The following is a 13,219-nucleotide window of genomic DNA, read 5'->3' on the forward strand; positions in this document are numbered from 1 at the left end:
AATCCGTAGCGCGTCGAGTCCGCGAAGGGCAGCAGGCCCTCGATCTCGCCCTGCGCGCGGCGCAGGAGCCAGCCCACGCGGTAGCCGTAGACCGTCTCCAGGCTGCGCAGCCAGGTCGAACACTGGTAGAAGCTGGCGCCCGTCGCCGTGGCCAGAAAGGCGTCGAGCTCCGCCCAGTCGAGGCGCGCGACCTCGACGATGCCCGCGCCGTCCTCAGCGCGCATAGTAGCGCAGCAGCTTGGCGACCGCCGCCGAGGCCGCGTCCACCTCGTCCTCGGTGATACCGGGAAAGAGCGGCAGGCTGAAGCAGCCGCGATAGAAGGCCTCGCTGGCCGGCAGCGCCGCGCTGAGATCGCCGAAGTAGGCGCGGTGCGCGCTGTGGTGCTGGATGGGGATGAAGTGCAGGCTGGGCGTCACGCCCTCGGCGGCCAGGGCCTCCAGGAAGCGGTCGCGATCGATGCGCAAGGCCCCGTCCTCGAGACGCGGCGCGAAGAGGTGCCAACTGTGGCGATTGCCGGGTAGCTCGGAGGGCAGGACGAGCGCCGCCTCGCCGGCGAGCCGCTCGCGGTAGCGCAGCGCCGCCGCCCTGCGCGCGGCGCGGAGTTCGGCCTCGCGCGCGAGCTGCACGAGGCCGAGCGCGGCCTGGATGTCCGTCAGGTTGCACTTGTAGCCGAAGCGGCTGACGTCGTAGTGCCAGCGGCCCTTGTCGCCGTAGCGCTTCCAGGCGTCCTGGTCCATGCCGTGCAGGCTGAGCAGGGCCAGTTCGCGCTCCGCATCGGCCGTGCGACAGCTGACGAAGCCGCCCTCGCCCATGCTGAGGTTCTTGGTGACGTAGAACGAGAAGGCGGCCATGTCGCCGAAGGCGCCGGGCGGCCGGCCGCCCGCGAGGGCGCCGAAGGCGTGCGCGGCGTCCTCGATGAGCAGGAGGCCGTGTCGCCGGGCGAGGTCCGCGAGCGGCTCGATGCGGCACAGTTGCCCGCCGTAGTGCACGGCGAGGATGGCCTTCGTGGCGGGCGTGATCGCGGCGGCGGCCGCCGCCGGATCGAGCCCGAAGCTCGCGAGCTCGATGTCCGCAAGTACCGGCCGCGCACCGGCGTGGTGGATCACGTTCACGGAGGCCGTGAAGGTGTTCGGGCTCGTGATCACCTCATCGCCGGGGCCGATGCCGAGGGCCTCGAGGGCGAGGAAGAGGCCCGAGGTGCAGCTGTTCACCGGCCAGCCGTGGGCGAGGCCCAGGTGGTCGAGGCAGGCGGCGCGGAAGTCCTGCACCTTGGGCCCAAGGGTCAGCCAGCCCGAGCGCAGGGTCTCCACGACGGCCGCGATCTCGGCCTCGCCGTGGCAGGGCCGGAAGAAGGGCAGGCGCTGGGCGAGCAGGGGCTCGCCGCCTTCGATTGCCGGGAGCGCGGGGCCGCGCGCCTCGCTCATTGCAGCTCCTTCACGGCGCGGGCGGCGGCCAGCATGCCGGCGCGCAGCGTCTCCTCCTCGCCGGCGGCGGCCAGCGCCCCCAGCTCGGCGAGCAGGGCGTCCAGGTCCAGGCCCGCGGGCAGCTGCGGCCGGATGATCATCAGCTGCTCGCCGAACTCGCTCACCTCGGCCTCGGCGCGGGTCATCAGGCGCTCGTGCAGCTTCTCGCCCGGCCTGAGGCCCGTGAAGCGAATCGGGATGTCCCGCTCGGGCTCGAAGCCCGACAGCCGGATCATGCTGCGGGCCAGCTCGAGGATCTCCACGCTCTCGCCCATGTTGAGGATGAAGATCTCGCCGCCCCGCCCGCTCGCGCCCGCCTGGATGACGAGCATGCTCGCCTCCTTGATCGTCATGAAGAAGCGCGTGGCCGCGGGGTCGGTGACGGTGACCGGGCCGCCGGCTGCGATCTGGCGCTGGAAGAGCGGCACCACCGAGCCGCGGCTCGCGAGCACGTTGCCGAAGCGCACGGAGATGAAGCGCGTCGCTCCCCCCGCGGCCGCCGCGCGCAGCAGCAGCAGCTCGGCGAGGCGCTTGCTCGCCCCCATCACGCCCTGCGGGTCGACGGCCTTGTCCGTCGAGAGCATCACGAAGCGCTCGGCGCCGGCCGCGGCCGTCGCCTGGACCAGGTTGCGCGTCCCCAGGACGTTGTTCACGAAGGCCTCCGCCGGGAAGGCCTCCATGTAGGGCACGTGTTTGTGCGCCGCCGCGTGGTAGACGATCTGCGGCTTCACCGCGGCGACGACCCGGGCGAGGCGCCCGCCGTCGCGCAGATCCGCGATGACCCCGGTGAGCGCGAGCTGCGGATGGCGATCGCGCAGCTCGTTCTCGATCTCGAAGATGGAGTTCTCGCCGCGGCCGAGCAGCACGAGGCGCCCCGGCGCGAGCCGCGCCACCTGGCGCGCGATCTCGCTGCCGATCGAGCCGCCGGCGCCCGTGATGAGCACGGTCTTGCCGGCGATGTCCCGCCGCACGGGCTCGGGCTGGAAGTCCACCGTCTCGCGGCCGAGCAGGTCCTCGGGATTCAGCCGGCGCACCTGCGAGAACTGCACGGCGCCGGTGACGATCTCGCGGATGCCGGGCACGATCTTGAAGGGCAGGCCGGCCTCCTGGCAGACGCGCACCAGGCGGCGCACGACGGCGCCCGCCGCGCTGGGGATCGCGATCAGCGCCTCGTCGGCGGCCGCTCGCGCGGCGACGGCGCGCAGGTCCTCGGTGGCGCCGAGCACGGGCAGACCGTCGATCGCCTGGCCGACCCCCCCCGGCGCGTCGTCGAGCCAGCCGAGCACGGCCAGGCCGAGCTCGGGATGGGCCGCGATCTCGGCGGCCACCATGCGCCCGGCCTCGCCAGCGCCGATGATGAGGATCTTCTTCACGGCACTCCCTAGCGCACCAACACCAGCTCGCGCGTCGCCGTCTCGCCGCCGGCCTCCAGACGCAGCAGGTAGACGCCGCTCACCGCGCGGCTGCCGAAGCGGGTCTTCAGGTCCCAGGCGACGCCGCCCGGCTCGACCTGGCCGACCTCGCGCACGAGCTGTCCTTCGAGGTTGTAGACGCTGACCCGCGCCGCCACTGGCAGGCCGCCCAGGCGCACCTCCTCGTGGCCGAGGGCGAGGCGCGCCGGATTGGGATAGAGCCAAGCGCCGGCGAGAAGCTCGCCGCTGGGCGCCGGATCGGGGAGGATGTCCAGGCGGGCCAGGCCGGCCTTGGTGCCGAGCCAGACCGTCTCGCCCGCGGGGTCGACGACCACGCGCACGATCGCGGCGGCGGGCAGGGGCGCCAGCGCCTCGGGGCCGATGAGATCGCTGCCGAGCTGCTCGCGGCCGGCCTCGTTGGTCCAGTTCGTCACGGTCCAGCGCAGCAGCTCGCCACCCGGCTGGACCTCGATGGCCAGCTGCACGCGGGAGAGCCCGAGCTCGCTGCCGGCCCAGGCCGTGCCGTCCGGCCCCGCCGCCACCGCACTCACCGCGGCGCCCAGGAGACCCTCGCTGAAGCTGGTCTTCGCGCCCAGCCGGGCGCGCGCGCGGTAGCCGCCGTCGCGGGGAATCACCCGCACGAGGCCGTCGGCCTGCCCAACCCAGAGCGCGCCATCGGCGCCGGCGGCCAGGAAGGAGAACTGCGTGTCCACCGAGAGCAGATCGTCGCCGTCCACGATCCCGCTGCCCACGCTCCACCAGTCGTCGTCGCCGCTGGTGGCGAGCGTGCCCGCGTGATCCCAGATGAAGAGCCCGGCGCCGCGCAGCAGCAGGGCGAGCCGCGTCGGCCCGAGCAGCGCGAGATCGTCGACGGTGTTGCCGGGCAGACCGCTGGCCGTGTCGAAATGCAGCCAGTTGTCGCCGGCCGTGTAGACGTCCAGCCCCTGACCGTCGGTGCCGAACCAGCGGTTGCCCGCCGCGTCCTCGAGCATGCGCAAAATGAAGACCCCGTCCGCGGCGATGATCTCCTCCGTACCCGTGGCGAGCTCGATGCGGCCGAAGGCGAGCGAGAAGCGGTTCAGCCAGAGCCAACCCTGGCTGTCCTCGAGGACGTCGAGGCTGAAGCGCGGCAGGCCGCCGAAACTCGGCTTGCTCGGGTAGCGGGTCCAGGCTCCCCCCGCGAAACGGGCGCCGCCGACCGTGCTCATGCCCCAGAAGTTGCCGCTGGGGCCCAGGCAGAGGCTGTTGAACTCGCTGCCCAGCGGGAAGGGATCGAGCGGGAAGTGCTCCCACTCGCTGCCGTCGTGGTGGGCAATGCCGGGGCCGAGGCCCCCGGTGATCGTGCCGCCCAGCCAGAGCTCGCCGGTGGCGGTGCCGAGCAGGGCGTCCCAGACGAGCTGATTGTAACCGGGAGCGTGGTAGCCGTTCGGCAGACCGCCGCTCAGGTTGGTCCAGCCGCCCCCGGGCGCGTAGCGCCAGACGCGATCGTTGATGCCCGAGGCGCCGGCCTCGCCGAGGGAGACGGCGAGGGCGCCCCCCGCGGCGGCGATGGCCTTCACCTCGAGTCCGCCCTGCGGCAGCGCGAGCGGGGGCCACACCGTCGCGCCGCCCAGGGCGTCGCGGCGGATCTGCCCGTCGAGGAGGAGCCAGAGACTGTCGGCCAGCACGGCGATCGACTCCACGGGCCGCCCGGGCAGACCGGGCACGGCGACGGGGTTCTCACCGGGATCCATGCGGTAGAGCCCGGCGGCGGTGCCGATGAGCAGGGTATCGGCGAGGAAGGCGAGCGACTGCACGTCGCTGTTCGCAAGACCGTTGAACTCGTTCCAGAGGTCGACGTGGGTACCGCCGCGGATCAAGCCGCAGCCGGCGTCGCTGCCGTACCAGAGGCCGTCGCTGGGATCGGCGACCAGGCAGCGGAGGGCATCCGAGGCCAGGCCCTGCGGGAAGGTCTGGAAGCGGAACCAGGGCTCGGCGGCGCCGGGCCGATAGCGCTGAAGACCCTCGCTCGCCGTGGCCACCCAGAGCTCGCCGTCGAGCCAAAGCAGGGCGGCGACGTCGATGCCGGCCAGGCCCTCGGCGGTGGTGATCGCCTCGGCCTCGCCGCTGGCCGTGTCCAGGCGGACCAGACCGCCGCGCCCGCCCGCCCAGACGCCATCGCCGCCCTCCTCGAGAGCGAAGGCCGCGATGCTGCTCGGGTCCGCGAAGGCGCTCCAAACGTAGGCGGCGCGGGCGGGGCCTCGGGTCGCCGGCAGAGCGGCGACAGCGAGAAGCAGCGCGCGGGCCGTCGCCCGCAGCGCACGGTGGGTGCTCATCATGCTCGACTCGGTCCTTTCCCGCTTGCGGGTCGCCCCGCTTGCGTGCGCGCCGCCGGCTCGGCGGGCGCGATGCGCCCCAGCAGGAAGGGCGGGTAGTCGCCGCGCAGCTGCGCGCCCAGGGTGTCCAGCCAGAGCTGGAGGTCCAGCCCCAGGCTCCAGTTGCGCTGGTAGAAGCCATCGAGCTGCGCCGCCTCGGCGGCGCTCGTCGCTCGACCCGGCTGACGCCAGGCGCCGGTGAGTCCGGGCCGCGACGACAGGCCGGCAGCACCCCCAGCGCCCGTTGCAGCCGGCAGCGGCCCCACCAGGCTCAGGCCGCCGCCGAGCACGGCCGCATAGGCCCAGGGGTTGAGCAGGTCCGAGACGGGCCGCCCCTCGCTCCCCAGCACCAGCGGCCAGTGCCCCGCGCGTCCACCGCGCGGCGCGAGCGCGCGACGCTCCCGGCGCGCGCCGCGATTCAGCCCAAGATGCAGCAAGCCGGGAAGCAGGGTCAAGGCGAGGCCGAGCGCCCCACCGAGGATGTCGATCAGGCGCTTCAGGGCCCGCTGCAGCGGGTAGAGCCCCTCCATGCGATAGGCCACGGCCGGTAGGCCCAGGAAGTCCTCCGCGCGAGCGCCGCGGCCCATGAGACCGGCGAGGTCGCTGAGCAGGCGCAGGTCGATCGCGCGCGCCCGGCACCAGACGAGGGCGGCCGCCAGCTCGGGCCGGTCCCCGGCCGAGGGCGCGACGAGGATCTCCTGCACGCGCTCGGCGGCGCTCACGCGCTCGAGGTCGGCGAGCCCGCCGAGGGCCCCCGCCGCGTTCGCGGGCGTCGCCGCGACGCGGCCCACCAGCTCCAGACCCAGCTCGGGATGGGCGAGCAGGCGCTGGCCCAGCGCCTCGGCTTCGGCGGCGCTGCCCACGATGACGAGGCGCCTGAGGTCGAAGGAGTAGCGCAGGAGCCGCCGGTGCAGGGCGCGCAGCCCGCCGCGCGCCAGCCACACGAAGAGCACGCTGAGCAGCACGCTGGCCACGACGACGGCGCGCGAGACGATGCGCTCCTTGGTGAGGAAGGTGCTGCTCATGAGTGTCACGCCGGCGAGGATACCGGCGCGGGTCACGGCGAGCAGCTCCTCGCTCGCGCGCTCGCGGCGGCTGGAGCGATAGAGCCCCGCGAGGTAGAAGGTGCCCAGCACGATGACGAAGTAGAGCAGCGCGAAGCGCTGGTAGGGCTCGGGGCTGAAGTAGTCCAGGTGGAAGGCGCGGCGCAGGGCGATCGCGGCCAGGTAGGCGGCGCCCGCGGCCGCGGCGTCGAGGGCGAGCAGCGTGAGGAACTTGATCAGGTTGCGGTAGCGCTTGAGCAGGTAGGCGGCGGGGTTCCACTTCTCCGTGTAGTGGACGAAGCTCATCACGTGCGCGAGCAGGCTGCGGCTGAAGGGACTCCTCGCGCTGGCCCGCTTGTGGGTGTGCGTCATCCGGCTCGCGGCGACGTACCAGACCTGCCAGCCTCGCGTCTGCATGCGGTAGCACCAGTCGACGTCCTCGAAGTAGAGGAAGAAGCGGGGATCCATCGGCCCCACCTCGGCGATCGCCTGCGGGCGCACCAGCATGCAGGCGCCGAGCACCCAGTCGACGGACCGATCGCTCGCGTGGTCGAAGTCCAGCATCAGGTGGTGGCGCAGGGCGCGGCTCTTGGGGAAGAGCCTGCCCAGCGGCGTGCGCCTGAGCAGCACGGTCCAGACCGTGTAGAAGCTGCGGCAGGAGTACTGCAGGCTGCCGTCGGGATTGAGCAGCTTGGCGCCGGCGATGCCCGCCCGCGGGTGGGCGGCCATGAAATCGATGAGGGCCTCGATCGCGCCCGGCCTCACCGTGACGTCCGGGTTCAGCACGAGGATCCAGTCGCCGCTCGCCGCCGCCAGGCCCAGGTTGACCGCGCGGGCGTAACCGAGGTTGACGCTGTTCTCGATCACGCGCAGCCCCGGCGCCGAGCGCAGGCGAGCCGCCGAGTCGTCCCGGCTCGCGTTGTCGACGGCGATCAGCTCCAGGTCGCAGGGCGGCGCGGCCGCGCGCAGGCTGGCCAGACTGGCGAGGATCTCCTCGCCCGAGTTGTAGCTGACGTAGATGACCGAGAGCTTCACGGACTCCCTCCCGCCGGCCAGCGCCCGCCCCGCAGGGGCTTCAGGCGCAGGCGCCAGACCATCCACACCGCCTCCCAGATGATGCGCCGGTTCATCTTGCTCACCCCCACGCGCCGGTCCGTGAAGACGATGGGGATCTCCTTGATGCGAAAACCGCGCCGCCAGGCCTGGTAGTTCATCTCGATCTGGAAGCTGTAGCCGTCCGAGCGGATGCGCGCGAGCGGAATCGCCTCGAGCACGGCGCGGCGGAAGCACTTGAAGCCGCCGGTGGCGTCCTTGAGCGGCATGCCCGTGACGACGCGCGTGTAGACGTTCGCGCCCAGGCTGAGGGCGAGCCGGCGCAGCGGCCAGTTCACGACGGTGACACCGTCCAGGTAGCGGCTGCCGACGACGAGGTCGGCGCCCTCGATCTCGGCCAGGAAGCGGCGCAGGTCCTCGGGGTTGTGCGAGAAGTCGGCGTCCATCTCGATGATGTTCGCGATCTGCGATCGCGCCAACGCCCACTGGAAGCCGGCGATGTAGGCGCTGCCCAGGCCCAGCTTGCCCGGCCGCTCGAGCAGATGGAGCCGCGTCCCGAGCTCGGGCCGCGCGCGCACGACGGCGGCCGTGCCGTCGGGCGAGCTGTCGTCGACGACCAGCACGGCGAGGCGGGGATCGACGGCGAGCACGGCGCCGATCACGCCGTCGATGTTCTCCCGCTCGTTGTAGGTCGGGATGATGACGAGGCTCGTGCCGGTGGCGCCGCTCACGCGACGGCCTCCTGCCGGCGGCGCCGGGGCGCGAAGCCGGCGCCGGCCAGCGCGAGGAGCGCGGCCCAGGCCGTCCAGCGCAGCGCGCCGTAGAGCGCGAGGCGCGGCGGCAGGAAGCGGAAGCGCACCGTGTGCTCGCCCGCCTCGAGGGCGACGGCGCGCAGGAGGCCGTCGGCGAGCAGCAGCGGGCGCTCGACGCCGTCCACCTCCACCCGCCAGCCGGGATAGGCGAGGTCGGCCAGCACGAGCAGCGCCGGTCGGGCAAGGCGCACCTGGCAGGCCACCTCGTCCAGGCCCCACTGCGGCGCGAGCAGCTCGCCGGGCGGCGTCGCCGCCGGGGCGAACGCAAGAGCGGGCTCCCGCTCGAGGTAGACGAGGCCCGGCTCCGCCTGCCCCGTGAAGAGGCGCTGGCGGCTCGCGGCGGCCGGCTCCACCCGCACGCGCTCGGCCAGGCGCAGGCGCGGTAGCGCGTTCTCGTTGCGGTAGACCGCCTCCTCGGTGCTGCCCGCCGGGCCGGCCGGGCTGAAACCGGGACCGAGCCCCAGCGCTCGCGGCGAGACGAGGAAGCGCACGGCCATCCGGTTCAGGATCTCGGCGCCCCCCGTCGGCAGGGCCTTGAGCAGGGAATCGGCGAAGGCGGGCTTCGCCGCGTGGTAGCCGCCGAGACTGGCCAGCCCCGCGGCGGCGGCTTCGTTGGCCGCGAAGGCGCTGCCCGGCAGGGCGTAGAAGCGCTGCCCCTCCAGGTTGCGGCTGAGGAAGTCGAGCGTGCGCGCGGGCAGGCGGCTGGCGGTCGGGCGCGGCTCGCCCCAGAGGCTCGTGCCCTCGCGGGTCGGCCAGTGGCGCTCGGGGTGCAGGATGCGGCCGGCCAGGGGTCCGAGGTCGGCGAGGAGCGCGAGCGCGAGCGCGCCGGCCAGGGCCAGCTCCTGGCCCCTCGCCGGCGCGGGCGCGGGCGCGAAGCGCCGCCGCCGCCACTCGATCACGCCGGCGAGGGGCAGGAGCAGCAGGCCCGCGCGCAGCGCGTCCTCGCGCAACCAGCGGCCCGCGAGCGCCGCCTGCTCGTCGAGGAAGGCCGCCGCGCGCGCGGGCTCGATGCGCGCGAGCTGGGCGCCGTAGCGGGCCTGGAGCCCCGCGCGGGTGCGCCCCGCCTGCAGCCCCGGTCCGAGACCCGCGGCGAGGAGCAGCAGGAGCGCGGCGCCCGCGGTCAGCCAGCGCAGACGCGCGAGGCTCGCCGGCTCGCGCCAGGCGCGCTCCAGGCCGCGCGCCATGAGGATCGCGAGCGCGAGCTGCTGGAGGACGAGGATCATCACCGGCACGCGGAAGCGATTGAAGCCGGGCAGCAACGCGTAGAGCGGCTTGTAGACGAAGGGCAGGAAGCGGCCCGCCGCGACGAGCGTCGTCGCCAGCGCGAGGACGAGGAAGAAGAGGTCGAAGCGGCGCGGGCGGCGGCCCCAGAAGAGCACGGCGGCCGCCAGCAGGGGCAGCCAGCCCAGGTAGTTCGCGTAGTCGGTCATCGGCATGAAGCCGAAGTAGCTCTCGGCGCCGTAGCCCCAGCTCGCCGGCCAGAGGAAGCTCGTCCACTCGGACGGCGCGAGGCTCCAACCCGTCGCGTAGTCGAAGCCCGTGCCGCCGCCTGCCGCGGCGCCGCGGATCGAGCGGCCGCTGTACTCCCAGACCGGGCCGTAGAGCGGCGCGCTCGCCGCCGCCGCGATGGCGAGCGCGGCGAGGCCGAGGGCGGCCGGCGCGAGCGCCGCGCGCCAGCCGCCGCGCCGCAGGATCAGCACCAGCCGGCAGGCGGCGAAGAGGGCCAGCGTCAGGAGCGCGTAGTAGGCGATCTGGATGTGCGCGGCGAGCAGGAGCCCCGCGAGCGCGGCGGCGAGCCCGGCGGCCGCGCGGAGCCGGCTCCCGAGCCGCAGCGCGTCGAGCAGGGCGTCGGCGGCGAGGAGCACCCAGGGCAGCCAGGCGAGGGTCATCACCTTGCTGCCGTGCCCGTGGGCGCCGATGGCGATCTGCGGCGGCAGCAGCAGGAACCAGGCGCCGGCCAGCCAGGCCAGCCAGGGCCGCAGGCCGCGGCGGCGCAGGAAGAGGAAGAGCCCCAGCCCCAGCCAGAGGTAGTGCGCGAGCAGCCAGCTCAGCGGCGGCAGGGCGAAGAGGCGCGTGAGACCGCGCAGGACGGGACCGGGCAGATAGAGGTCCGGATCGTGGCCGAGGCTGGCGTAGGCCGGCATGCCGCCGAAGAGGAAGGGATTCCAGTGCGCGCTCAGGCCCTGCTGGGCCAGGTAGTCGCCGAAGCCGCGCGGCGCCACGCTGTCGGGCGTCGTGAAGACCCGGCCCTCGAAGACTGCCTCGGGAAAGACCGCCGCGAGCAGGACCGCGTAGAGCAGGGCCGCCGCCAGGGCGCCCAGGCCGCCGCGCAGCGCGCAGGCGGCGCGCAGGCGGCCGCCGGGCGCGTTCGGATCGAGCGCCGACTTCATGCCTTGCTCTCCCTTCTCAGCGCGCCCAGAGCCGCGCGCAAGACGCCCGCCTCGCCGCGGCCCAGGGCCGCCAGCAGCGCGCGGGACCAGTGCCAGGCCCAGGCCGCGCGCGCCCAGGGGCGCCGCCAGCGGGGCACGTGCCGCGCGACGAGGGCGGCGGCCGCCCGCCGCTGCGCGCGCAGCTTGCCGGCCGCGAGCTGCCCCCCGCTCGCGAAGCCGACGCGGTGGTAGAGCAGCGCGGCCGGCTGGTAGCGCAGGCGCCAGCCCAGGGCCCGCGCCCGCAGCGAGAGGTCGACGTCCTCCCCGTAGAGGCCGAAGCGCTCGTCGAAGCCGCCCGTGCTGCGCCAGAACTCCGCCCGCCCCAGCAGGCAGCAGCCGGTCAGGTAGTCCGTGTCCGCCGGCTCGAGCCAGCGGCCGGCCGCCGGCTGCCGCAGCCCGAGGTGCCGGCTCACCGTGCTCAGCCGGCTGACGCGGCCGCCAGCGTACCATATCCGCTCGCGGCGGTCGGCGTAGTGAATGCGCGGGCAGACGGCGCCGCGCCGCGCCTCCGCCTCGAGATCGGCGACGAGGGGATCGAGCAGGCCGGGGTCGGCCTCGATGTCGTTGTTGAGCGCGCAGAGGCAGTCCAGATCCCGTGCCAGGAGCAGCGCCAGCCCGGCGTTCATGCCGGCCGCGAAGCCGCGGTTCTCGGCCAGGCGCAGCAGCTCCCAGGCGGGATGGGCGCGCGCCGCCCAGTCGGCGGAGCCGTCCGTGGACGCGTTGTCGACGAGGAGCAGGGTCGCCCGATGCCGGCTCGCGGCCGCGGCGGCCTCGAGGCTGGCGAGGCAGGCCGGCAGCACCGCCTGGCCGTTCCAGTTGAGCACGACGAGACCCAGCCGGCGCGCCGGCGTCTCGCGCTCACTCCCCATGGGCGCCCGGCCCGTCGCCGCTGGCCAGACGCGGCGGCCGCTCCCTGGCGATGCGCCGGCGCTCTTCGTCGCCCGGGCCGCGCAGGTGGATCATCAGCTCCCCGAGCAGGCCGAGGGATGCGAACTGCCCGCCGAGGACGAGCAGGATGAGGCCGAGGATGAGCAGCGGCCGCACGCGCAGCGCGCCCGTCACCAGCCAGGCGACGCCGAAGTAGAGGTTGATCAGCAGGCCGATGGCCAGCAGCCAAACGGCGACGCGCCCGAAGAAGTGCAGGGGCGCCGCGCCGCGGCGGGCGATGAAGCTGATGGTGAGCAGGTCGAAGAGGCCGTTGAGGAAGCGCCGGCCGCCGTACTTGCTCTTGCCGTGCGCGCGCGGCCGGTGGTTGACGGCCAGCTCCGTGACGCGGAAGCCGTCCCAGGCCGCGAGCACGGGCAGGTAGCGGTGCATCTCGCCGTAGAGGCGCAGGCTCTGCGCGACCTCGCGGCGGTAGGCCTTGAAGCCGCAGTTGAAGTCGTGCAAGGGCAGGCCGGACACGCGGCGCACGAGCGCGTTCCAGAAGCGGCTCGGCACGGTCTTGGTGATGGGGTCGCGGCGCTCGCGCTTCCAGCCGGAGACGAGGTCCCAGCCGGGCGCGGCGTCCAGCGCGGCGACGAGGCGCGGCAGCTCGTCCGGGTCGTCCTGGAGGTCGGCGTCCAGGGTGACGATGATCTCGCCCCGACAGCGGCGGAAGCCCTCGGCGAGGGCCGCGCTCTTGCCGTAGTTGCGGCCCAGGCGCAGGACGCCCAGCTCCGGATGCCGATCGGCGAGCTGCTCGAGCAGAGCGGCGCTGCCGTCCGTGCTGCCGTCGTCGACGATGAGGATCTCGTAGGCCCCGGGCGCGAGCGGGGCAGCCGCCGCCCGCACCGCCTCGACGAGGGCCGGCAGGCTCGCGGCCTCATTGTAGGCCGGCACGAGGACGCTCAGCCGCACGCCTCCCCTCCCTCCGCGCGCGTCCAGGCCACTTGCGCGGCCAGACCCTCGGCCAGCGAGACGCGGGGCTTGAAGCCCAGCTCGCGCTCGATGCGCTCCGTGCCGGCCAGGGTGTCGGGCACGTCGCCCTTCTGCTTGGCCCGGAAGTCCAGGTTCAGTGGCCGGCCCAGCGCCCTCTCGAGGATCGCGAGCGCCTCGCGCAGGGTCACGCGGCTGCCGCCGCCGGCGTTGAAGACGTACTCCGGCCCCGCGTAGGCCGCCGCGCGCAGGTTCGCCTCGACGATGTCCCCGATGAAGGTGAAGTCCCGCGTCTGGGCGCCGTCGCCGTAGATGCCCAGCGGCTCGCCCGCGAGTCCCGCGGCGATGAACTTCGAGAAGGCCATGTCGGGCCGCTGGCGCGGTCCGTAGACGGTGAAGTAGCGCAGGGCCACCGCCCGCAGGCCGTAGTTGAGCCGGTACAGATCGATGAGCTGCTCGGCGGCCAGCTTGGTGACACCGTAGGGGCTGAAGGGCCGCGGCAGGCTGGTCTCGCGCATCGGCAGGTCGGTGGCGGCGCCGTAGACCGAACTCGAGCTGGCGTAGACGAGCTTGACGTCCTGCCCGCTCGCCTTGATCGCCTCGAGCAGCCGCTGCGTGGCGGCCAGGTTGCAGTGCAGGTAGACGCCGAACTCCGCGCCCCAGCTCGCGCGCACGCCGGCCTGGGCGGCCTGATGGAAGACGAGGTCGCAGCCCTCGAGCAGGCGGGCGAGATCCGTGTGGACGAGATCCTCTTCGACGAAGCGGTAGCGCGGACTGGCCAGCGCCGCGCGCCCC

At 74.0% G+C, this 13,219-nt stretch carries 10 protein-coding genes; all 10 read right to left on the reverse strand.

From position 1 onward, the window contains the following. On the reverse strand, positions 1-224 hold a 224-nt coding region (locus FJ251_08045; protein MBM4117683.1), incomplete at its 3' end, for a hypothetical protein. After that, a complete protein-coding gene (locus tag FJ251_08050) occupies positions 214-1,425 on the reverse strand; it encodes a DegT/DnrJ/EryC1/StrS aminotransferase family protein (GenBank protein ID MBM4117684.1) in 1,212 nt (403 codons plus the stop codon). The genes FJ251_08045 and FJ251_08050, both read right to left, overlap by 11 nt. Continuing rightward, on the reverse strand, positions 1,422-2,837 hold the full coding sequence (locus FJ251_08055) for a polysaccharide biosynthesis protein (protein MBM4117685.1): 1,416 nt from the start codon (positions 2,835-2,837) through the stop codon (positions 1,422-1,424). The genes FJ251_08050 and FJ251_08055 overlap by 4 nt, the downstream gene beginning before the upstream one ends. Before the next feature lie 8 nt (positions 2,838-2,845). Continuing rightward, on the reverse strand, positions 2,846-5,194 hold the full coding sequence (locus FJ251_08060; GenBank protein MBM4117686.1) for a T9SS type A sorting domain-containing protein: 2,349 nt from the start codon (positions 5,192-5,194) through the stop codon (positions 2,846-2,848). Continuing rightward, positions 5,191-7,563, reverse strand: a complete 2,373-nt coding sequence (locus FJ251_08065; protein ID MBM4117687.1) for a glycosyltransferase — start codon at positions 7,561-7,563, stop codon at positions 5,191-5,193. Before FJ251_08065 ends, FJ251_08060 begins: the two co-directional genes overlap by 4 nt. Next, entirely contained in the window at positions 7,305-8,057 is a 753-nt protein-coding gene (locus tag FJ251_08070) for a polyprenol monophosphomannose synthase (protein ID MBM4117688.1), read from the reverse strand. The genes FJ251_08065 and FJ251_08070 overlap by 259 nt, the downstream gene beginning before the upstream one ends. Further along, positions 8,054-10,528, reverse strand: coding sequence for a YfhO family protein (locus FJ251_08075; GenBank protein MBM4117689.1), 2,475 nt, complete (start codon positions 10,526-10,528; stop codon positions 8,054-8,056). Before FJ251_08075 ends, FJ251_08070 begins: the two co-directional genes overlap by 4 nt. Next, a complete protein-coding gene (locus FJ251_08080) occupies positions 10,525-11,436 on the reverse strand; it encodes a glycosyltransferase family 2 protein (GenBank protein ID MBM4117690.1) in 912 nt (303 codons plus the stop codon). Before FJ251_08080 ends, FJ251_08075 begins: the two co-directional genes overlap by 4 nt. Beyond that, positions 11,426-12,433: a glycosyltransferase family 2 protein gene (locus FJ251_08085; GenBank protein ID MBM4117691.1), complete on the reverse strand. Its 1,008-nt coding sequence runs from the start codon at positions 12,431-12,433 to the stop codon at positions 11,426-11,428. The genes FJ251_08080 and FJ251_08085 overlap by 11 nt, the downstream gene beginning before the upstream one ends. Next, positions 12,397-13,219 (reverse strand): NAD-dependent epimerase/dehydratase family protein (locus FJ251_08090; GenBank protein MBM4117692.1); only part of this gene is annotated, 823 nt, incomplete at its 5' end. The genes FJ251_08085 and FJ251_08090, both read right to left, overlap by 37 nt.

Source organism: bacterium (assembly GCA_016873475.1).
Taxonomy (GTDB): domain Bacteria; phylum Krumholzibacteriota; class Krumholzibacteriia; order JACNKJ01; family JACNKJ01; genus VGXI01.